This is a genomic window from Paraburkholderia sp. UYCP14C (genome assembly GCF_004197395.1).
Classification (GTDB): domain Bacteria; phylum Pseudomonadota; class Gammaproteobacteria; order Burkholderiales; family Burkholderiaceae; genus Paraburkholderia.
The window spans coordinates 87,070-108,650 of sequence record NZ_SELS01000012.1; the positions used below are offsets into that span (position 1 = coordinate 87,070).

Below are 21,581 nucleotides of genomic sequence, written 5' to 3' on the forward strand. Positions count from 1 at the left end.
CTCGCCGGATACGGTGCCGTTGGTTATGTATTCGGATAGTTGGGGCCGCCGCCGCCCTCGGGCGTGACCCACACGATGTTCTGGGACGGATCCTTGATGTCGCAGGTCTTGCAGTGCAGGCAATTCTGCGCATTGATTTGCAGGCGATCTTCGTTGCTCTCGTCTTGGACGAACTCATAGACGCCTGCTGGACAGAAGCGCGCTTCCGGGCCCGCGTAGGTACGCAGATTCAACGTGATGGGAACGCTCGGGTCCCGCAGCGTCAGATGCGACGGCTGGTTCTCTTCGTGATTCGTGTTCGACAGAAACACCGACGAGAGCCGGTCGAACGTCAGCTTGCCGTCGGGTCGCGGATACACGATCGGCTCGCACTGTGACGCGGGCTTCAGCGTTTCGTGATCCTGGTGCCGATGACGCAGCGTCCACGGCACGTTACCGCGCAGCAGCTTCTGCTCGATGCCGACCATCAGCGTGCCCACCAGCAGCCCCTTGCTCATCCACTGCTTGAAGTTGCGTGCCTTGTGCAGCTCGATATGAAGCCACGACTGTTCGAACGCTTGCGGATACGCGGCGAGTTCGTCGCCCTGGCGGCCCGCGCGCAATGCGTCGAACGCGGCATCGGCGGCAAGCATGCCGGTCTTGATCGCGGCGTGCGAGCCCTTGATGCGCGAGGCGTTCAGGAACCCTGCGTCATCGCCGGCCAGCGCGCCGCCCGGAAACACGAGCTTCGGTAGAGACATCAGTCCGCCCGCGGTGATCGCGCGTGCGCCGTATGAAACGCGCTTGCCGCCTTCGAGGAAACTCCGGATCGCGGGGTGCGTCTTGTAGCGCTGGAACTCCTCGAAAGGCGACAGGTACGGATTGGTATAGCCGAGGCCAACCACGAAGCCGACCATCACCTGGTTGTTGTCGGTGTGATAGAGAAACGAGCCGCCGTAGGTCTGCGTATCGAGCGGCCAGCCGGCGGTATGAATCACGAGACCGGGCTTGTGCTTCGAAGGGTCGATCTCCCACAGCTCCTTGATGCCGATGCCGTAGACCTGCGGATCTGCGCCATCACGCAGCCCGAACCGCTCCGAAAGCTGGCGCCCAAGATGGCCTCGTGCCCCTTCGCAGAACAGCGTGTACTTCGCATGCAGTTCCATGCCGGGCTGGAAATTCCCGGTCGGCTCGCCGTCCTTGCCGATGCCCATGTTGCCCGTAGCGACGCCCTTGACGGCACCGTCGTCGTGATAGAGCGCTTCGGCCGCCGGAAAGCCCGGGAAGATCTCGACGCCCAGCGCCTCGGCCTGCTGTCCGAGCCAGCGCGTGACGTTCGCCAGGCTGATCACGTAGTTGCCGTGGTTTTTGAAGTTCTCGGGCAGCGCCCAGTCCGGCACCGCGCGCGCGGCGGTCGCGGTCAGGAACAGAAAGCGATCTTCGGTGACCGGCACGTCGAGCGGGGCGCCTCTTTCCTTCCAGTCCGGAAACAGTTCGCTCAAGGCGCGCGGATCCATCACCGCGCCCGACAGGATATGGGCGCCGAGCTCGGAGCCCTTTTCGAGCACGCAGACGCTGATTTCGGTGCCTGCTGCCGCTGCGCGCTGCTTGACGCGAATCGCCGCCGCAAGGCCCGCCGGACCGCCGCCGACGATGACCACGTCGTATTCCATCGTCTCGCGCGGGCCGTACTGTTCAGTGACGCTTGCTGTTGCCATGTCGCCTACCTTCGGATCAGAACTGGTCTTCGCGCGTCGCCACCGCGCCTTCGTCATCGCGAGCGCCGCGCATCGCCGCTTCGAGTGCGATTGCACCCCGCATCACTTGCGCCGCGTAGGTGTGCGAGCCAGCGAGGCAATCGCTTGCGGCCCGTTGCGTCATTGCAGACAGCCTGACCTCGAAGGGTGCCGCGAAGCCCATTGCGATACGTCGATCAGATAATCGTGTAGAGAATGTCCCCGGCCCGCGTTGCGGCGGCGGGGACCACGTGAGTGCGAATCGTATCCTCGGGGGGGCGCAAAACGGCTGTCCAAACTGGCCGATCTATTGACATCCTTGGCCACGTCGTGGGGTGGGCGTGACATCACGCACACGTCGATACGGGTCGACGCCGCATCGATCGGACGAAATCTGCCACCCCGGCGATACGCTGCCGGCGTGCTTCGCGTGTTGCCCGTTCAGTGACGGAACGCGCTGTGGAAGCGGTGGGGTCGGTGAGGCGGACGTCGCCCGCGATGATGGAGATGGACTCTTGCGTTCGCTCGAAAGTAGTCTTGTGAGGTCGCTAGCAAAAAGTACCATGATCTATATGAATCCCGTCGAGGCAAAAACCCGGGTGCCGGAATGACTCCTGCCGGAGCACCACTCTCAACGCGGCTCCCCCCCGCGGGCGTGGACCGGAGCGCATGGCTGCTGCTTGCCGCCCGGAGCATGCGTGGGATTTGCGACGGCTTCGTCGCCGTGCTGCTGCCTGCCTATCTTCTGTCGCTCGGTTTCGGCAAGCTTTCGGTCGGCCTGATCGGCACTGCCACACTGCTGGGCTCGGCCTTGGCGACGTTTGTCGTCGGCCTGCTGGGTAGCCGTTACCCGCAACGAGCACTGCTGCTGTTCGCTGCCGCCCTGATGGCGGCGACAGGTTTTGCGTTTGGATTCCTGTCGTCACTATGGCCGCTCCTCGTGGTGGCGTTCGTCGGCACGCTCAATCCGAGTTCGGGCGACGTCAGCCTGTTTCTGCCGCTTGAACACGCACGGCTCGCCGCGTCTGCGACGGGCGACGCCCGCACCGCGCTCTTTGCACGCTACAGCCTCGTGGGCGGGCTGTCGGCGGCGTTCGGCGCGCTGCTCGCCGGACTTCCGGACTGGCTTGCCGCACATTCCGGCGTTTCCGTGCTCTTCGCTATTCGGGGGATGTTCAACGTCTACGCGCTGACGGGCCTGGCCGTCTTTCTGCTGTACCGCCGGCTGCCCGAGCGTGAGGCACACACCGCGGCAACCCCAACGCCGCTCGGCCCGTCGCGCGGGATCGTCATCCGGCTCGCGTTGCTGTTCAGCGTCGACGCGTTTGCGGGCGGGCTGCTCGTGAACTCGCTGTTGGCCCTGTGGCTGATCCAGCGCTTCGGCCTTTCTCTCGCCGCCGCAGGACAGTTCTTTTTCTGGGCGGGCATGTTGAGCGCTGGCTCGCAACTCGTCGCAGCGCCGCTCTCGCGAAGAATCGGTCTGCTCAACACGATGGTGTTCACGCATATTCCATCCAGCCTCTGCCTGATCGCCGCCGCGTTCTCGCCCTCGCTCACGCTGACGCTGGCGCTTCTCCTCGCGCGGAGTGCCTTGTCGCAAATGGACGTGCCCACGCGCAGCGCCTACGTGATGTCGGTCGTGACGCCCGCGGAGCGCCCTGCCGCCGCGAGTTTCACCGCCGTGCCGCGGAGTCTTGCCGCGGCGCTCGCCCCTACGCTGTCGGGTGCATTGCTCGGCCTTGGCTGGCTGGGCATCCCGCTCGTGGCTTGCGGCGCGCTGAAGATCGCCTACGACCTGTCGCTGCTAGCCGCGTTTCGTCACGTCCGACTACAGGGAGGCTCGTGACAATGCGATCGCAAGCAGGCGCAACGCGGCATGTGTGGCTCTACCTGATCCTGGTCGTGCTGTCGGTAGCGGCAGGCATTTCGCTACACGTTATTTCATCGGCGAGCGCCGGGCAGCAAGCGGACCGCCTGCCGCTGGAGCACGTAGCCGACATTGCGTTGCCGGGCCGTGCCACGCGTCTGGATTACATGAGCTATGACGCCAGCCGGCATCTGCTGTTCATCGCGCATCTCGGCGACAGTGAAGTCATTGCGTTCGATACGCTGAAGTCGCGCGTCGTCTCACGCGTGAGTGGCATTGCCTCCGTACATGGCGTGCTGGCCGTGCCGGAACTCGGGCGCGTGTATGCGTCGGCCACCGGCACGAACGAGATTGTCGCGATCGACGAAGCGAGTATGCAGGAAGTTGCGCGTGCGCCGGCCGGTGTCTACCCCGACGGCATCGCGTTTGAACCCGCTTCCAGGAAACTCTATGTATCGGATGAAACCGGCGGCACGCTAACCGTAATCGATACGCACACCAACCGGCGAACGGTGACCATCCAGTTGGGAGGGGAAGCGGGCAACACGCAATACGATCCCGCCTCGCATCATATTTTCGTCAATGTGCAGACGCGGCGGCAACTCGACGAAATCGATCCGTCAACCGACACTATCGTCAGCCGGATCGATCTGCCTGAGGCCAGAGGCAATCATGGCCTTGCCATCGCGCCGCAATTGAATCGGGCGTTCATCGCCTGTGAAGACAATAACAGGCTACTGGTGCTCGATATGCTGACGAGGCGCGTCACGCAGTCTTTCGATGTGGGCGGCGAGCCCGACGTCCTCGCATACGATCCGGGCCTGCGCGTGCTTTATGTAGCCGGGGAAAAGGGCATCGTGTCGATGTTCCGCGTCTCGGAGTCTGCTGCATCGAGAATCGGTGAGGGCTTCGTGGGACCCAATGCACATGTCGTCGGTGTCGATGCCGCGACGCACCGCACGTACTTCCCGTTGAAGAACGTTGACGGTCGGCCGGTGCTTCGCATCATGGCGCTCTCGCCGACGGAAGCCTGGTAGCGGTGCCAGTATCGGCTCAGTGTTCGAGCCGATTTACCTGGTGCCCGTATTCCTGCCCCGAACCGGCTTCGGGTCGACTACGTCCGCCCGTGCTCCCGCGCGAATTCACTGGGGCGAAGCGGGAGAACCCATCCAGTACTGCTGTTGCCACATCATGTTGTTCATCATTTCCTGTTGCATCTGCAGGTACTGGTCGGTCATATACTGCCGCTGCCGCAGTTGCTCCGGGGTGAGACGGGAGTAATACCCGCCCATGTGCCCCCAACCGCCTCCCATCATTCCCGGCCCCATCATGCCGGAACCCATTCCACCACCTCCCCTCATCCCAGGCCCCCACATGCCTCGCATCGTGGCCATGGCGCTCTGCATCGTAGCCCAGTGTTTTTGCAGAAGCTTCTGGCGTACCTGCGGATCCTGCGTCTGACGAATCTCATTCATCTGCGATTGCATCGTCGCCATCTGTTCATTGAACTGGGCCAGGCTCTTGTCGAATGCTGCCGTATCGGGATTGCGAGGCTTCGACGCGCTTTGCGGCGCAGCCGTCTCCCTGGCCGCGGCTGGCAGCGTTGGTGAAGTCAGCGCGCTACAGACGGCTATCGCAAGTACGAGCGCTCTCATGGGAAATCTCCATTGGTGAGACAACGGCAGCCACTGCGGAGCCGCGATTCGATTCAACACTACACATCGGTCGGCACGGTACCTTGATGCGCGTCAACGTACGCGCGCGCTGTAGCGAGGATCGGGCGATCAAGAATCCGGTAAGCGCGGCCGGGAACTGAGCGGCACCCGCGCAATGCCGGCACCTGCCGCGTAGCTGTCGCGGGCCAGCCGGTCCCGATCATGGCCCGGGCCCATGCATTGACCTCGGTCAACCGCCCACGCATATTCGACGCTACGATGCCCTTGAATGCACACCAAACCCGTGTGTACGGAGCCAATCATGAATTCCCCTCGTTCAGCCGACGCCATGTCGACGCTGCCGCGCAGGGTCCTGATCGCAGTCGATTCGTCGACGGCATCGCGACAGGCGCTCGCCTACGCCCGAAATATCCTTCCCTGCGGCGCCGAGGTGCGGCTCGTGAGCGTAGCCGAGAATCCGCATACGCTCTTTCCGACGGGCAGGCATGTCGCACATGCACTGGACCTGGCGCGCGACGAATTGCTGCGCGATGCGGCCGAAGCGCTCGACCGCGCGAGAGAGTTGATGGCCGGGTGCGATGTGCGTATCGAAGCCGAAGTGATCGATCTCTCGAAGCGTGGCAGCGACGTCGCGGATGCCCTGCTCGAGGCGGCCGACTCATGGGAAGCTGACCTGCTGGTCGTCGGCGCCCGTCAGCACCAGGGCTTGCAGCGTTGGGTCGAAGGTACCGTGTCTGAACCGCTGACGAGACGTCTGCGATGCCCGATGCTCGTCGTCCCCGAGAACCACAGCACGATGGTCGGCCACATGCCGGAGCGCATCCTGTTTGCGATCGACGGAAGCGCCCAGTCGATGTCCGCGTTGCGGCAAGGCATACGATTCGCCACGCCCGACACTCACCTGCGCGCGGTCTACGTGATCGATCGCGCCGCGCGGTTCTCCGACTATTTCTCCATCGATGCGCTCGAGCACGCATTCGCCGCCGAAGGCAATCATGCTTTGGCCGCCGCGGAGCCGGTTCTTGCGGACGTGTCGACGCGGACCACTACCGCGCTCGTCAGCACGGGCCCGACGGACGACGACGTTGCACACGCTATCGTGCGCGAAGCGAGCGGCTGGGAAGCGCAGCTGATCGTAATGGGCACGCACGGCAGGCGTGGCATGGCACGCTGGATACTCGGCAGTGTCGCGGGGCGCGTCGCGCATATCACGCAAACGCCGCTCCTGCTCGTTCACGCGGCCGAGGCTTGATGCATTCGGGGTGCAGCTTCGTCTTCACGCCCCTTCTCCGAGAGCGTGGAAGAGTTCGTCTTCCTGCGCGCAATGCAGACGTACGATTGCATCGAGCCCGTACAGCAGACGCTGAAATTCGCGCAGGCTGGCGGCATCGGGCCCCTCAGGCCGTATGTCCTGGGTCATTTGCCCGAGCAACCGGGCGATCCGAAATATTTCGCGGTGCGTGGCGCTCATCGCAGCCATCGGATCTTCCCCGCCAACCATACGTGCGAGGCCCGGATACACCTCCAGGTCGTCGCGCTGTTCATGCGGCACGAGATGTCGCTTCAGCAGATCGTTCACGCCGGCGAGCGCACCCGCCACCGACGTTCCCGGTAAGCGGGGCAGCGTGTCCGCCAGTTCCCTGATCTGCTCCATCACCGGACCGAGTTCGACATGCTCGCTCTTCAGGCGCTCTGCGTCACCATGGGACAGAGCGCCTGCAACCGCCGTCGAACGTATCCGCAAGGCGCGCAGCGCGTTCGCGATGACGGCCACATCGATGACCTCCTGGATCACCGCACCCAGCAAAGGCGGCAGAAGCCCGAGGGCGGCGACGGCCATGGCGGCAAACGACAGCGCCATACCTGCAATTACGCTCTGCAACGCGATCCGCCTCGTCTGACGTGCCACTCGTAATCCCTCGACGAGCCGATCCAGCCGGTCGACCAGCAGCACCACGTCGGCCGCTTCCGACGACGCCGCTGCGCCGCGCGCGCCCATCGCGACTCCGACGTCGGCGGCCGCAAGCGCGGGCGCGTCGTTGACGCCGTCGCCGATCATGATGACCGTGCCTTCCCGACGCGCGGTCCGAATGGCTTCGAGTTTGTCCGATGGCGTCTGCTCTGGCAGCACTTCAGTCAGCCCGAGCGTCGCGCCGATCGTCTCGGCCACGTCGCGCCTGTCGCCCGTGAGCATGATCAAGCGTCGGATGCCTTCCTGCCGCAATAGCCGCAGCGCCCGGGGCGTCTCGAGGCGGATCTGATCGGCCATCTGGAGGGCGCCCATCATGACGCCGTCCACGCCAACGAACACCGCGGAAGCGCCCTCATAGGCCACGCGCTGAAGGAACGGCTCGCTCCACGGCGCCGGCGGCGCCAGCGCCGACACATAGGCAAACGAACCGATGGCGACAGCGTGGCCTACCACTTTGCCCTGCACGCCGGCGCCAGGTTGCTCCACCACCTCTCGGGGCGCCGACAGCACGAGATTGCGCTCGCGTGCGACCGTCGCCACTGCTTCGGAAATCACGTGCGCGGACGCCTGGCCGAGCGACGCCGCGAGGCGCAACACGGTCTCGGGTGAAATTGCCGGACCGGTTTCGATCGAGACGAGGCGCGCGCGTCCGCTCGTCAGCGTTCCAGTCTTGTCGAAGAACAGCACACTGGCTCGCGCGAGCCTTTCCAGCGCGCCACCGCCTTTGACCAGCACGCCACGTCGGGCACAACGCGACATACCCGAGACGATAGCAACAGGCACGGCAAGAATCAGCGGACAAGGCGTTGCCACGACAAGCACCGCGAGCGCCCGAACGACCTCGCCGGTAACCAGCCAGCTGCCACCGGCGAGCATCAGAGCGGCAATCACGAAAAGCAGCGCGTAGCGGTCGGCGAGACGCGCTGCGGGGCTGCGCTCCTGCTGCGCCGACTGCACCATGCGAACGATTCCGGCAAACGTGCTATCCGCAGCGCTCGCCGCGGCGACCATCTCGAACGCCGTACCCACGTTGACTACGCCGCTACTCACCAACTCGCCGGACGATCGCTGCTGAATCACGGATTCCCCGGTGAGTGTGGATTCGTCGAGCTGCGCGTGCCCCGTCAACGAGCCATCGACAGGTACGAACTCGCCGTTGCGGACGAGCAGACGATCGCCGGGGCACACTGTGTCCAGTTCGATCCGGCGCCACTCGCCCGCCTCGAAGCGGTTGGCGTGACGTGGCGTGCGGCTCAGTAACGCGGTCATTTCACGACGCGCGCGCTGCTGGGCGTACTGTTCGAGCGCCCGTCCACTCGCGAGCATCAACGAGATCACCGCCGCCGTCAGAAATTCGCCGAGGCCCAGCGCGAAGCCGATGGCCAGCAGCGCGAGCACATCGACGCCGGCTTCATGTCGCCGCAGCGCCTTGACGATGGATATCGACAGCGCCACCAGCATCGGCAATGCACCGGCCGCCCATAGCGCATGCGCGAGCGCGCCGTTGCCGAGCGCGGCGAGCGCAACCCCCGCTAGCAGGCTTGCTGCCGAGACCAGCAACAGCGCCAGAGCGACTGAGGGTAACGGACGTGACATGGCGGGCGGGTGAAGATGAGTCCAGTCGAGCAGTAACCGCTACGAACTCGCATGACGCGAGATCGGAATCATAATTAGTGTATGGATCCATCGTTTGCGTGGCTTGATTAGCGTCAAATGGGGCGTTTCCCCGCCAATCGGATCCTTGCCGTGCGCCGGTCGCTCCATGTCATTCAGTGCCGCCCGTCGCACGGCAAGTTCGAAAAGATACTCAATCGGCCGGGAGGTCCAGTCATGTCGACGTTGGCAACGCTGTTCGTTGTCGTGCTGCTGCTCAATCTCGTGCCCGCGTTCGCGCCGCCTACGTGGATGGCCATGTCATGGGTCGGCTTCAATATCTCCGGGGGTAACCCGTTCGTATTCGCCGTCGTAGCCGCCAGCGCGGCGACGATCGGTCGGCTGGTGCTGGCCAGGTTTGCACGGTCGCTGATGCGAGGGCGGCTGATGCGCGAGTCGGACCGGGAAAACATCGCCGTGGTTGAAGAATGGCTGAAGAAGCGCAGGAAGCTGACCGTGGGCGCGTTCTTTTTATATGCGCTGAGCCCGTTTCCTTCTAACTTTCTGTTCATCGCCTATGGACTGTCGGGGTTGCCGCTTCGCGTCATCGGTGCCGCATTCTTCGTGGGTCGTACGATCAGCTATTCCGTCTGGGCTCATCTTGGGCGGTTCGCTTCGACCTATATCGATCCGGAGTCCGACTTCGAAGGCGGATACCTCAGCGGCTACTTTGTCATCTCCCAGCTGGCCCTGCTTGGTTTTGTGTACCTGCTGATGAAGCTTGACTGGAAGATGCTGATCGAGCAACGCAAGCTAAGGTGGCGGCGCTCGGTCAGCCCTCCCAAGGTCGCCGGGCGCGGCCAGCCCCCGAAGCAATGAACACGGCTATGTGACGTGACAAGCGTTCGTTTGCCGATGCACTTCCTCTTTCCTCTTGAAAGAATCAGTTTCGGCGCATCAGAGCATTCCATTCAGACCCGTGGACGTCTTCGATCGCACACAAACTCGTGCGGACCTTCGAAGGTCTCCAAACGCCGCGCGGCGCAAACAATCCAGTCATCGCCGCGCGCGTCACGGATTGCCACTTACTCGGCCATGTGTGCTTCAATCGACTGTGCATCCGCATTCATATTTCGCTCTCCTTTAGCTGGATAACCCGTGCACGTCCGGCCTTGCTCAATGCAGCGTGGCGAGTGCAGCCCGGATACGCATCCCCTGCTCTTCGGAGATGAGCCCGTCGAGCACTTCCGCGAAGTGGGGATGCTGCATACCGGAATGGAGGTACTGCCACCGGTACGCGTGATGGAAATTCGCTTCGATCAACGCGGCTTCACCGGCGTCGACGGCGCGCCCGCAGCTCGCGATGAAATACCGCGAGTCCGCTGCCGCCTGCACACGCAAAATGCCGTCGAACGCGGTCACCAGCTCGATGAACTCATTGACCGCGTTGTCGCGCGCCGCCTCCGTCAGCGTTGCGTCGTGCCGCTTCCATTCGAGTTCGTCGAGAATCGCGTGCTGACTCTCTTCCTTCCAGTGGTAAAGAAATACATCCTTGAACAGTTCGGAAAGCTGATCGTCCGGATGAATGCTCTGGCGATAGTGAATTTGCGAGAAGAGTTCGATATGCAGCGTCATGGCCAGCACCGCCCACGTGCTCTTGCCGAGGACCACGGCGGCCAGCGCATCGGGATCGACATCGAAGCGATAACCCTCGGGCAGCGTTTCGCCGATCATTTTTTCGATGCGGCGAAACAGCGCCTGGTGTTTGAGCTCTTCGTCGCTGAAGCGCACGAGCGCTTCGAGCGCCACCTGATCGCCGAGCCAGTAGTCCCGGCTCACTTCCAGCACCTTGGCGTTGATGAAGCGCTCGACCAGGCCGAACATGTTCGCGTAGGTGCGCCCCTGAATCTGGCTGACGAAGCGCTTTTCATCTTCCGAGAGCATGATGAAATCCGGCGTGAGCGAGAGTCCATCCGGCAAATACTTGTGGGACATGTCGAAGGTGCGGCCTCCAATCACGTCGCGGTCGATGTCCCAATTGACCATCTTCGAAGCGCGAATGCATCGGGCGTAGCGATCGCGATCGGAATGACGCAATACTGCGTTCATAAAAGTTCTCCCAATATGGACCGCGATGCGGTCTGGCGTTGAGCGTCGATTCACCGGGCGGAGCCAGTCGAATGATCTGGCGTTCCGGCACGCTCAATTTACGATTGGGAGTCTTGACGATCTATGATCGAGTCGCCGCGCGATATGACCGAAACGCCGTTTCTTCTCGTGAGTCGCACAGGCCGACAATTGACGGTGTCGAGACGGCACCGCGTCTCACGGCAGGCATCACGGGTTCGGCATTTCGGCAACGCCGCTCGTCTCTTGCGAGTGCTGCACTGATGCGCTCGCGCCGTTCGTCTGTCCTTTGCTCTTGCGCCAGCCGGCAGGCGGCATGCCGAATTCGCGTCTGAACGCGCGACTGAACGCGGCTTCCGACTCATAGCCGATCTGTTCGGCCACGGCGTTGAGCGGCTTGCTGCCGATCAGAAGTTCGTGCGCCGCAATCTGCATGCGCCATCTCGCGAGGTATTGCATTGGCGGCTGCCCGAGCAGATCGGCGAAGCGTTGCGCCAACGCGGAGCGCGACAGGCCCACTTTGCGCGCAAGCTCCTCGACGGTCCACGGATGCGCCGCCTGCCCATGAAGCAGCGAAAGCGCGCGTCCGACGTAGCGGTCGCGCACACCGGCAAGCCATCCGGTCTGGTTCTCAGGCAGCGCTTCAATACAGCTGCGGATCGCTTCGACAAACAGCAGTTCCGATAGCCTGGCAAGCACGATCGTGCCGCCCGCGCGCGATTCGGCCGCTTCCGCGGCAGCAAGTTTGAGAGACGATTCGAGCCATGCCGCACGCGGATCCTGACGCATGTCGATCTTGAAGAGTCGCGGCAGCGATGAGAGCAGCGGATTGTTCAACGTATCGTCGCTGGCGAGAAAGCCGCACACGATGCGCGTCTTTGCGCCCCCGCCGCCATGGGACAGCGTCATCACTTCGCCGGGTGCGGCCGCCATCTGCCCGGACAGCAGCGAGTCGGTGGGCACGGGGGAAAGATCGATCGCGCTGCCGATGACGTGCGTTTCGCCCTGAGGCACCACGATCAGTTCGCCGGCATGGACATGAATGGCCGAACCGGGGTCGTCGGCCAGCTTCGCCCAGCAACTCCCCTCTATGATCAGATGATAGGAAACGACGCGCTCGGAAGGCGGCAAATAAGCGCCGCACAGCGTTGCATCGGTGCGTCCGATCAGACACCACGGCGCGGTGAATGTCCCATTCAGAAACACGGCGCCACTCAGGCGAACGGCGCGCAGAACATCAGAAACTGCATCCATGGATAGCTCGCGTGAAATGCGATTTCCCGGGCGAGAAACCTGGCCGCTGCTCATTCGTCAGGATGGCCAAGCGCTACATGTTATACCCGCAAGCTCAGTCGATGACAATTCGCTTACTGGCGTTTTTCGCGAGGCTTATGAAGCACATTGCGAGTCGGTAAATGGGCACGCGAAGCCTCGGCGAGAAGTGGACGATCGGTCAAGAAAGATCGACGCACGGGCAGGACGGCAACGGCTTGCCACAGGCAGAGTTCATGACAGGAAGGAACATCACGGCGCAGCGTGATCCGCGCTTCGCGATCGAGCCTTCCCCGGATTCTGAAAACCTGGCGCGTCACCCAACTTGCGCGAATCAGTACGCGCAGTGAATTTCCGCTTCGCGCCGATACAGTAGCGTGAGACACCGATGAAACGCCTGATAAACCGTGCGATGTACCACCCGATCATTGCGTTGTCCGTTTTCTATCTGGCCGACGTCATGCATCACGTCGACTACAGCGTCGCTGGCGCGTCGCTGGTTCTGGCCGCGAAAGCGATGTCGCGTGTTTTAAGTCTTTTCAACAAGGCATAGCGCTGCGGTACGCAGCGTTCGCTGAAGACTTCAAGAGTGCGGCGCTGCTATTCAGCGACGGCATAACAGAGGCCGACCGCGATCGGCAAATCATCGAAAAGAGGCCAGAAAAAAGGCCTATTCGCGATGCAGGCGCACGCACATGATCGATAGAATTTCCTGCAGCACGGTTCACACCGTCACCCGTCCGATCTCGGTCGGAGCGCTTTCTCACATCGGATTTCCGGTTAAATCAGCATGACACGGCTTGCACGGCACTACGTCCCAGAACAACCGCAACACGTTATCTTGCAGGGACTCACGGGGCCCGCATTCCTGGACGAGGGAGACTATCTGTACTTCCTCGCCTGTCTGGCAGACGCGGCGCGCGTCGCCGATCTGGCGGTCCACGCGTGGGTATTGATGCCTGAGGCGGTACAGTTCCTCGTCACCCCTTCATACGAGTCGAGCGTGGCCATGGCGATGCAGGCGGTCAGCCGTCGCTATGTCGAGACCTTCAACCGCCGTCATGGACGACGCGGTGCGGTGTGGCGTGGCGGGTATCGGGCAACCGTGATCGAGCCTGACCGGTATTTCATGCTCGCGAGCCAGGTCATCGATCACGCGCCGCTGCGCAACCGCCTCGTGGCCGAGCCCGGAAACTATCCGTGGTCGAGCTACGCGCACCACATCGGGCTGCGGGTCGACAGCTTCATCAAGGACCATCCGCTGTACCGGGCGCTCGGCAATACGCCGTTCGAGTGCCACCAGGCTTACCGCAATCTCGGCGGACAGCCTGTCGACGAACGCGAGGTCAACAACCTGATGCAGTCGACGCTCGAGGGCTGGGTGCTCGGCAGCGCCGCGTATTGCGCGTGGGCGGCACAGGCAGCCAATCGGCGTTTGATGCCCCTGCTGCTGCGCGACCGGCCGACCAGGGTTCGCTCGACGACCGCGCTCGAACACGAGGGCTGATCGAAGGCCGCAACCGGCCATTCGATTGCCGGCGACGACGCCTCCATCGGCCTATACGGTCATCGACGGCCCCCTATATGGAGGTTCACGAACGGCTGCTTCGCTTGCGCAGCGAACCGCAGCCCCGTCTTGTACCGCATACTTCAGTGACTCCCACCACCGAAGGCATCGACATGGCTGCTGACCTTGCACGCTCGTGGTTGACCTGCAGCGCGCCTGTCGCTGCCGCACAGGCCTCCGGTCGCCCGCTCGTGGCGCTGGAATCGACCATCATTGCCCACGGCATGCCCTACCCGGAGAACGTCCGCACCGCGCGCGAAGTCGAGGCCTTGATCCGCGACGTGGGCGCCGAGCCCGCGACGATCGCGGTAATCGGTGGACGAATCCGCATCGGCCTGTCTGACGACGAACTGGAACTGATCGGTCGCTCGGGCCAGGTCCAGAAGGTTAGCCGCCGCGACCTGCCGGCCGTGCTGGCCGGCGGTGGCCTCGGTGCCACGACCGTGGCTGGCACGATGATCTGTGCCGCGCTGGCCGGCATCGAGGTGTTCGTCACCGGCGGCATCGGCGGCGTGCACCGGGGCGCGCAGGAAACTTTCGACATCTCGGCCGACCTGCAGGAATTGGCGAAGACTTCAGTGGCGGTGGTTTGCGCCGGTGCGAAGTCCATCCTGGACATCGGGCTCACATTGGAATACCTCGAAACGCACGGCGTGCCGGTGCTCAGTTGCGAGCAGGAGAATTTCGCTGCGTTCTACACGCGCGACAGCGGCTTTCGTGCGGACTTCAGGGTGGACGATGCGGCCGAGCAGGCGCGGTTCATCCGCACCAAGTGGGAACTGGGCCTCGAGGGCGGTGTGGTGTTGAGCACGCCAGTGCCGGAAGCGGCAGCCATGAAGGTCGACGAGATCGACGCGCTGACCAAGCAGGCGCTCGACGAGGCCGCCGCACAAGGAATCGCCGGCAAGGCGGTGACCCCGTTCCTGCTGGCGCGCATCAAGGCGTTGACCGGCGGACGGAGCCTCGCGACGAACATCGCGCTCATCAAACACAATGCCGAGGTCGGCGCAAGGCTGGCGCTAGCGTTGGCACACGGAAAACGCGGGACGGGCGCGGCGTAGCCGCCAGTACTTCCGTTTGCGACCAGACTTCGCGGAAGCCTTCCACTCGCGAGCACGCTACCAGCGGCGAGCCCCTTTCGAATCGTGCACGCGGGTAGCCAACCTTCAATTGCAGAGACGGTAACGCATCCCACACTCGTTTGATGCAAGCATCAGACGAATACTTCGAAAATGCGCATCGATCGCGCATACGAGGGAGGCTTCATGTCGAACCAGTCTACCGGGTCCACACCCGAACAGTCCGATCACATCTCGACCTGGAGCCTCATCAAACCCTACTGGGTGTCCGAGCAACGACGAATGGCGTGGTGCCTGCTGGTCGCAATCATCCTGATGGACCTTCTGATGGTCGGCATCGACGCCAGGCTGAACATCTGGAACCGCGACTTTTACAACGCGCTCGAAGGCCGGGACGTGCATGCATTCCCGAGGCTGATGCTGATGTTCGCGGCGCTTGCATTTGGCTACGTCATCATCGCCGTCTACAACCGGAATCTGCGCCAGATGCTCGGGTTTCGCTGGCGCCAGTGGCTGACCGCGCACTACCTGCACGAATGGCTCGACGACCACACCTTCTATCGCATCGGCCGCGACCGGCTCGCCGACAACCCGGACCAGCGGATCGCCGCCGACCTTGAAGCGTTCGCCAACACGACGCTTTCCCTCACGCTCGACCTGCTCTCGACGATGGTCACGCTGATCTGGTTCTCGATCGTCCTGTGGACCACCGCCGGTGCGCTGACTTTCCTGTTGCGCGGCACACCGGTCGACATCCCCGGCTACATGTTCTGGGCCGCCCTCGCCTATGCGATTACGGGTTCGCTCGTCACCAACAAGGTCGGGCACCCGCTCGTGTCGATCAACTACCAGTTGCAGCGCGTCGAGGCGGACTTCCGCTTCGGGCTGATCCGCATACGCGAGAACGCCGAGGCGATTGCGTTTCAGGACGGCATGGGCGCCGAAGAAGCGAACGCCAATACTCTCTTTGAGCGGATTCGCAACAACTGGTGGCGTTTCATGAAGTACACACGGCGCTACAGCTTCGTGGTCAACGTCTATGGACAGGTTGCCGACATCTTTCCGCTGGTCGTCGCATCGCCGCGCTTTTTTACCGGCGCGATCAGTTTCGGCACGCTGATGCAGATCGCGGACGCGTTCGGCTCGGTCAGCGAGTCACTGTCCTGGTTCATCAACAGTTACGACACCCTCGCGAGATGGCGTGCGACCGTCAACCGGCTGCGGGAGTTCAGGCGCGTGATGGGGCGGCCGCATATCAAAGAAGCTCTGGCCCCGGCCACCGAGCACGGCGGCATCAATCTTCACTACGTCGACGAGAACCGGCTTGCCGTACAGAACCTGACACTAGCGCTACCCGACGGGGAAATTCTCGCGAACGTGCGCGACATCGTCATCCTGCCCGGCTCACGCTGGCTCGTGCGGGGGCCATCCGGTTCGGGCAAGACCACTTTATTGCGCGCAATCGCCGGCCTCTGGCCGTTCGGCACCGGGTCGATCGACGCGCCCATCGACGCGCGCTTGATGTTCGTTCCGCAGCAGGCTTATTTGCCGAATGACACGCTGAAGGCGGCGCTCACCTATCCCGCGCCGGCCAATACTTTCAGCGATGGAGATTGCCGCGAGGCGCTAGACGCATGTCGGCTGGAGCGCTACCTCGACCGATTGCACGAATCCTGCCCCTGGTCGCAGAATCTGTCGCCTGGCGAGCAGCAGCGAATTGCGGCGGCTCGCCTGCTGTTGCACCAACCCGACTATGTGTTTCTCGACGAAGCGACGAGTGCGCTCGACGCTGCAAACGAGGCATATCTGTATCGGCTCCTGTGCGAACGACTGCCGAACGCGGCGATCGTCAGCGTCGCGCATCGCGAAGCGCTGTTGTCGATCGATCAGGAGACGCTCGATATCGCAAGTCCGCTCGGGCGAGCCGTCGCGTGACTCAGGCGGCGACGGCGCAGCCCAACGATGGGGTCAGTTCGCAAACCGGTGGTCCTATCTCGACCCTGCACCGCCGCCAAGAGTTTGCGCCAGGTCAAACGGCAGCTTTCGGCGAAGCCGATATTCCGCAAGCGCGGGCCCGAGCGCCGCTTTCGGTGAGTGCATCGCCTACCATATAAGCATGGTCGCAACCTAGAAGGGAGGCTGCCATGACTCAGTCAATGATCAGCTTTGTAGTGGGGTTGGCGGCCCTGCTGGTTATCGCATACGTGTTTGCGCGGCGTTACAGGCAGGACCATCCCGAAGAGACTATGAGCCAGTGGCTCGATGCGCATCACATGGGTTGGATGCATCACAGGCACTGACTTCGTAGCTGAGTCGGCCGCTGCCGACGCTGCGGCCGACGTAGCGCTTGCCTTGAAGGACTTCCCGGATCCGCACGTGAAGTTCGGGAAATTTTGTCGCCAGGTGATCCGTTATTGCGTCAGGAGTCCGCGCAAATCTGTTGCCGCGCGTCCTGTGCCAAAACCTCAAGTTGATCCTGTTCGAGGAGTCCAACATGACATCCCGGCGATCGAACCCATCCCGACCGGCATTAGGTCGAACACGTGCCACACGCGCCACGCTCGTCTGCGCGGCGGTATTCGCGCTCGCGGCCTGCGCGCAGCCGTGGAACGAGTTCCATGCAGGCGACCAGGAATCCGCCGTCGTCGCGAGGCTCGGGCAGCCGCGCGAGATCTATAACCTGCCCGACGGTTCCAGGCGGCTGATGTGGCCGACGCAGCCGATGGGAGAAACCACCACCGCCGCCGACATCGACGCGAGCGGCAAGGTGATCCGCGTCCGTCAGGTGCTGCAGCAGAACGAGTTTTACCGCGCGGAGCCGGGCAAGTGGACGAAGAATGACGTTCTGGTGAACTTCGGCCAGCCGGTGGACAAGACTTACTTTCCCATGATGAAGCGCGAAGTGTGGAGCTATCGCTATCTGGAAGACAACGTGTGGTACCTGCTGTTCAATTTCTATTTCGACGACACCGGCGTGCTGCGCTCGACCCAGAAGAGCCCGGACCCGCTCCACTTACAGGGCGGCGACAACAAGCCGATGTGATCGGCAGCCGGGGGCGATGGCCCTATGGGTGGATTCGCCACGGTTCAGGTGACCACGCACGCAATGCGAGACTCTAGAAAGAGGTGAATCATGGGATTGCTTGCCAGCCTGTTGCATCCGATGCGGGCACGAGGTGCGCATGACGAAAACGCGCGCGTGGTCGAGATGATCGATCGAGTCATTGCGATGAACCCCCGCCTGCGGTTGGCGCGACATTACAAGGCACGTCTCGGGAAAGCCGTTTCCGTCTCCCTGACCTACATCGACAACCTGATTGGCTCACTGCCCGCGCCCAACGAGGCAAATGCGACCGCCTGGTCAACCGATCCGCTGATTCGCGTTTTTTTCGCCACCCCCGATGATCTCGTGAAGGCGTTCAGTCGCTCCGAAGAACTGCGCACCTATTTCGCCCAGAATTCTTCCTCGACAGAAGCCTACGCAACGCTTGGGATGGCGATGTTCGAACGCCATGTGCTTGGCGTTGCGGTCGAGGGCGGCGAGGTGCGGCATGACGTATCCCAGACCACGCTTTGTTTCAGCGACCATCGCGTGCGGGTCTGCGGCAAATCGGACGCCGACCTCCGCGAAGAAATTGCGCGCCGGCTGGTGGATCAACTGGCGCTGGAGGGGCTCGCCAGACTGGCCGCTGACCGCCGCAATCTCGTAGCGAAAGGGCGGGAGTTGCTGGCGGCGCGCGTCGCGTTACTGGAACGCCGGGGCGTGGGTATGCGCTCGGTGGTTGGGGACAGTCCAGACGCTGATTCAGATGAGCTGGCGCGGCTGGACATCCAGATTGCCGAAAACACTCGCAACCTGGCCGCCCTTCGCGTCCCGACCGAAATCGTCGATCTTCAACTGGAGCGGGTCTGCGAGGTATTTTCCGCGCCTGCCGACCATATCTATGTCGAAAAACGCCGGCTGCGGCTGGATTTGATGAATGTCATCCGCACCGACGATACCCAGGCCAGCCGCGAAATCGAGGTGCACCTTGCGCGCATTCCGGGCGATCCACCCCGCATGCGCGCTTTCAGACTCGTACGTTTCCCCCGTGACGAATTATTGCCAGCGGGATTGCATGTCGACGCGGCGACGCGCGCGATATGACACCGTAATCGGCACGGCTTCGTCTCGACTACCCGTCAGGGGAAAATCGGTGTCGTGGGCTCCGCGCCTTCGAGATCGGCCTTCGGAACATGCTGCGTCACCATCTGCTCGATCTCCTGTTCTCGCGATCCGGGCACGTCGGCCATGATCAGCAGCTGGCCGTTACGTATCGCGTCACGAAAGCGCTCGAGTCGTGCATTCGGTTCGCCGACGCCGATCATCGCGGCCGTCCAGGCCCCGAAGCCGGCACCCGCCAACGTCAACGCGACGACGGCTCCGCCCGCAATCACGAGCTCCGCGGGAGGAAACAGCAGCGCCACGAGGCCGAGAAGCGCTCCGGTGGCACCGCCCAGCGCCACGCCGCGCTCGAGCGAGTGCACGACGTCGCTGCTTTGCAGCAAGCTTGCCTCGGGCAACTGGTCGAGTGCGACGCTGTGATTCGCGAGAACATGGATATGCCGCCATGTGATTCGCGCCCGGAGCAAGTCGTCTACGATCGCCTTCGCCGTCGTCGTGTCGGGTGCGAGGAAATAAAGACGTCTCATCTCGACTCTCCATCAGTCAGACCGTCCCCCAGCGGGACGATGCTCTTTATCGTACGCCTGCGGCGGTCCCGCTGCGGACGACTCGTGCGAAGCTCCGCCTGATCGAGGAAGAAGCTCCGGTTGCCGGCCATGCGCTCGACCATGAAGTCGATGAACGTCTTCACGCGCAGCGACTGTTCGGTTCGATGCCCATAGTAGATATAGATCATGCCATGCTCAGTGACGTGCTGCGTGAGCAACGGGACGAGCCGGCCGCTTCTGATATGAGTCGCCGCGTTGAAGCTTCCCAACTGCCCGATGCCGAGGCCCGATAGCACCGCCTGCGTTTCCATTTCGGTGTCGTTGACGCAGATGGCAGCGGGCACGTCCCGATAGACGATCTCGTCGCCGATCTGGAACTGCCACTGAGCCAGCTTCCCCGTGTTTGCGCGCCGGTAGCCGGTGCAGCGATGCTGAGCGAGTTCTTCAATGCTGCGCGGCGCGCCGTTGCGCTCGATATAGTCCGGCGATGCGCACACGATCAGCTGGATCGGCACCAGTCGGCGCGCGATCGAGCCGCCCGACGGCGGCGGTCCACCGCGAAATCCGACGTCGAACCGGTCGGTCACGAGATCCGTGAACTGATCGTCGAATTGCACTTCGAGCTGCACGCTCTGATAGCGCTTCTGGAACTCCTCGAAGTACGGCCACAGGACCGGCAGCCCGAGCGCGCGCGGCGCGCTCACCCGCAGCCTGCCACCCACCTCTTCCTTCGAGCGCCGGGCCTCGCCGAGCGCCGACGACAGAATCGCGAGCGCCGGCTGCACGCTGTCGCAAAGCCGTTGGCCTTCCTCCGTCAGGCTCAGCTTGCGGGTGGTCCGATGAAACAGCCGCACGCCCAGCTCCTTCTCCAGCTGCATCACCGCGTGGCTCGCGGCCTGCGGCGAGATGCCCTGATCGACCGCCGCGCCGCGCAGGCTGCCGAGCGTCGCGGCGCGTACGAAAATGGTGATCGCACGAATTCCGTTCATCCCCGGCGCTCCTCGATTAGCAAATAAAAGTTGATTATGACTCCATTCAGAGACGGCTAGTTTGTGTTAATCGCCAGGCCTACTATTGCATCACTTCATCACACAACGTAGGAGAGACATCATGGCTAACGTCCAACAAGGTGGTTTCAAGCGGGTATGGTTCATCACGGGCGCATCGCGAGGCATCGGCGCATTGATCGCCGAAGCCGCGCTCGCGGACGGCAATGCGGTGGTGGCCGCCGGACGCAAGGTCGCGGCGATCGTCGAGCGTCTTGGCGAGTCGCCTGCATTGCTGCCGGTGGAGCTGGACGTGACCAACGAGGCTCAGGCGAAGGCGGCGGTGCAGGCCGCGGTCGAAAAATTTGGCCGCGTCGACGTGCTGGTCAACAACGCCGGGTTCGGTCTGCTCGGCGCGGTGGAAGAATCCGCCGACAAGGACGTGCGTCGCATGTACGACACGAACGTCTTCGGCTTGCTGAACGTCACGCGTGCCGTCCTGCCGACGATGCGCGCGAACCGCTCGGGCCACGTGATCAATATTTCTTCGATTGGCGGCTATCGTGCCGCTGCGGGCTTTGGCGTGTACTCGTCGACGAAGTTCGCCGTCGAAGGCATCACCGAAGCGTTGCATGCCGAGCTGAAGCCGTTAGGCATTCACGCGACGGTGGTCGAGCCGGGGTATTTTCGTACCGACTTTCTCGATGCGTCCTCGCTGATCGTGGCGCCCGAGGTGATCGAAGATTACGACGAAACCGCCGGCGCGGTTCGCCGCAAGGCCATGCAGATGAATCACAACCAGCCCGGCGACCCGACGAAACTTGCGGCCGCGATGGTCGCACTGGTCGACGCGGCGACCCCGCCGTTGCGCCTTCCGCTCGGCACGGACACACTGGCTGCCATCGCCGCGAAAAACGCTTCTGTGACGCAGGAAATGGAAGACTGGAAACAACTGTCGTCGTCCACCGACTTTGCTGCGTAAGTGAAGAAAGCGTGAGGAAAGCGGCGTGTCGA

Annotated in this window: 20 protein-coding genes; 12 read left to right on the forward strand and 8 right to left on the reverse strand. The window is 62.9% G+C overall.

Features of this window, described 5'->3' with window-relative positions; all coding sequences use genetic code 11:
- Nucleotides 1–23: 23 nt before the first annotated feature.
- Together EVC45_RS13705 and EVC45_RS45610 are read right to left on the reverse strand one after the other, a co-directional pair.
- On the reverse strand, nt 24–1,697 hold the full coding sequence (locus EVC45_RS13705; protein WP_129958515.1) for an electron transfer flavoprotein-ubiquinone oxidoreductase: 1,674 nt from the start codon (nt 1,695–1,697) through the stop codon (nt 24–26).
- Between the two features lie 16 nt (nt 1,698–1,713).
- Nucleotides 1,714–1,860 carry a hypothetical protein gene (locus EVC45_RS45610; RefSeq protein ID WP_168991473.1) on the reverse strand — a complete coding sequence of 49 codons (147 nt, stop codon included), beginning with the start codon at nt 1,858–1,860 and terminating at the stop codon, nt 1,714–1,716.
- Between the two features lie 462 nt (nt 1,861–2,322).
- On the opposite strand from EVC45_RS45610, the gene EVC45_RS13710 reads away from it, so the two are divergent.
- Nucleotides 2,323–3,561, forward strand: a complete 1,239-nt coding sequence (locus EVC45_RS13710) for an MFS transporter (protein WP_129958516.1) — start codon at nt 2,323–2,325, stop codon at nt 3,559–3,561.
- Between the two features lie 2 nt (nt 3,562–3,563).
- Nucleotides 3,564–4,619, forward strand: coding sequence for a YncE family protein (locus tag EVC45_RS13715; protein ID WP_129958517.1), 1,056 nt, complete (start codon nt 3,564–3,566; stop codon nt 4,617–4,619).
- A 105-nt stretch (nt 4,620–4,724) separates the two neighbouring features.
- Here EVC45_RS13715 and EVC45_RS13720 read toward each other — a convergent pair whose 3' ends face one another.
- Nucleotides 4,725–5,237 carry a hypothetical protein gene (locus EVC45_RS13720; RefSeq protein ID WP_129958518.1) on the reverse strand — a complete coding sequence of 171 codons (513 nt, stop codon included), beginning with the start codon at nt 5,235–5,237 and terminating at the stop codon, nt 4,725–4,727.
- Nucleotides 5,238–5,559: 322 nt separating this feature from the next.
- Here EVC45_RS13720 and EVC45_RS13725 point away from each other — a divergent pair, with 322 nt between their 5' ends.
- A complete protein-coding gene (locus EVC45_RS13725) occupies nt 5,560–6,510 on the forward strand; it encodes a universal stress protein (RefSeq protein WP_248295118.1) in 951 nt (316 codons plus the stop codon).
- Between the two features lie 24 nt (nt 6,511–6,534).
- Here the strand turns inward: EVC45_RS13725 and EVC45_RS13730 are convergent, their stop codons facing one another.
- Complete coding sequence (locus tag EVC45_RS13730) at nt 6,535–8,826, reverse strand: heavy metal translocating P-type ATPase (protein ID WP_129958519.1); 2,292 nt, start codon at nt 8,824–8,826, stop codon at nt 6,535–6,537.
- A 234-nt stretch (nt 8,827–9,060) separates the two neighbouring features.
- On the opposite strand from EVC45_RS13730, the gene EVC45_RS13735 reads away from it, so the two are divergent.
- On the forward strand, nt 9,061–9,702 hold the full coding sequence (locus EVC45_RS13735) for a hypothetical protein (protein ID WP_129958520.1): 642 nt from the start codon (nt 9,061–9,063) through the stop codon (nt 9,700–9,702).
- Between the two features lie 297 nt (nt 9,703–9,999).
- Here EVC45_RS13735 and EVC45_RS13740 read toward each other — a convergent pair whose 3' ends face one another.
- Nucleotides 10,000–10,932, reverse strand: coding sequence for a hypothetical protein (locus EVC45_RS13740; RefSeq protein ID WP_129958521.1), 933 nt, complete (start codon nt 10,930–10,932; stop codon nt 10,000–10,002).
- A 228-nt stretch (nt 10,933–11,160) separates the two neighbouring features.
- Nucleotides 11,161–12,204 carry an AraC family transcriptional regulator gene (locus EVC45_RS13745; protein ID WP_129958522.1) on the reverse strand — a complete coding sequence of 348 codons (1,044 nt, stop codon included), beginning with the start codon at nt 12,202–12,204 and terminating at the stop codon, nt 11,161–11,163.
- Between the two features lie 161 nt (nt 12,205–12,365).
- Between EVC45_RS13745 and EVC45_RS46160 the strand changes: the two genes are divergently transcribed.
- The 7 genes from EVC45_RS46160 to EVC45_RS13770 all read left to right on the forward strand — a co-directional run bounded on the left by EVC45_RS46160 (nt 12,366) and on the right by EVC45_RS13770 (nt 19,015).
- Nucleotides 12,366–12,572: a hypothetical protein gene (locus tag EVC45_RS46160; protein ID WP_136624676.1), complete on the forward strand. Its 207-nt coding sequence runs from the start codon at nt 12,366–12,368 to the stop codon at nt 12,570–12,572.
- A gap of 38 nt (nt 12,573–12,610) precedes the next feature.
- On the forward strand, nt 12,611–12,775 hold the full coding sequence (locus EVC45_RS45615; protein ID WP_168991474.1) for a hypothetical protein: 165 nt from the start codon (nt 12,611–12,613) through the stop codon (nt 12,773–12,775).
- 237 nt (nt 12,776–13,012) lie between these two features.
- Complete coding sequence (locus EVC45_RS13750; protein WP_129958523.1) at nt 13,013–13,729, forward strand: transposase; 717 nt, start codon at nt 13,013–13,015, stop codon at nt 13,727–13,729.
- 173 nt (nt 13,730–13,902) lie between these two features.
- On the forward strand, nt 13,903–14,850 hold the full coding sequence (locus EVC45_RS13755) for a pseudouridine-5'-phosphate glycosidase (protein WP_129958601.1): 948 nt from the start codon (nt 13,903–13,905) through the stop codon (nt 14,848–14,850).
- 204 nt (nt 14,851–15,054) lie between these two features.
- Nucleotides 15,055–16,803 (forward strand): ABC transporter ATP-binding protein/permease, encoded by a 1,749-nt coding sequence (locus EVC45_RS13760; RefSeq protein ID WP_129958524.1) that lies wholly within the window; start codon nt 15,055–15,057, stop codon nt 16,801–16,803.
- Nucleotides 16,804–17,362: 559 nt separating this feature from the next.
- Entirely contained in the window at nt 17,363–17,911 is a 549-nt protein-coding gene (locus EVC45_RS13765) for a hypothetical protein (protein WP_129958602.1), read from the forward strand.
- A gap of 90 nt (nt 17,912–18,001) precedes the next feature.
- Nucleotides 18,002–19,015 carry a hypothetical protein gene (locus EVC45_RS13770; protein WP_129958525.1) on the forward strand — a complete coding sequence of 338 codons (1,014 nt, stop codon included), beginning with the start codon at nt 18,002–18,004 and terminating at the stop codon, nt 19,013–19,015.
- A gap of 35 nt (nt 19,016–19,050) precedes the next feature.
- Here the strand turns inward: EVC45_RS13770 and EVC45_RS13775 are convergent, their stop codons facing one another.
- Together EVC45_RS13775 and EVC45_RS13780 are read right to left on the reverse strand one after the other, a co-directional pair.
- Entirely contained in the window at nt 19,051–19,560 is a 510-nt protein-coding gene (locus EVC45_RS13775) for a DUF1269 domain-containing protein (RefSeq protein WP_129958526.1), read from the reverse strand.
- Nucleotides 19,557–20,570: a LysR family transcriptional regulator gene (locus EVC45_RS13780; protein WP_129958527.1), complete on the reverse strand. Its 1,014-nt coding sequence runs from the start codon at nt 20,568–20,570 to the stop codon at nt 19,557–19,559. Before EVC45_RS13780 ends, EVC45_RS13775 begins: the two co-directional genes overlap by 4 nt.
- Nucleotides 20,571–20,691: 121 nt before the next feature.
- Here EVC45_RS13780 and EVC45_RS13785 point away from each other — a divergent pair, with 121 nt between their 5' ends.
- Nucleotides 20,692–21,549, forward strand: coding sequence for an oxidoreductase (locus EVC45_RS13785; RefSeq protein ID WP_129958528.1), 858 nt, complete (start codon nt 20,692–20,694; stop codon nt 21,547–21,549).
- Nucleotides 21,550–21,581 lie beyond the last annotated feature (32 nt).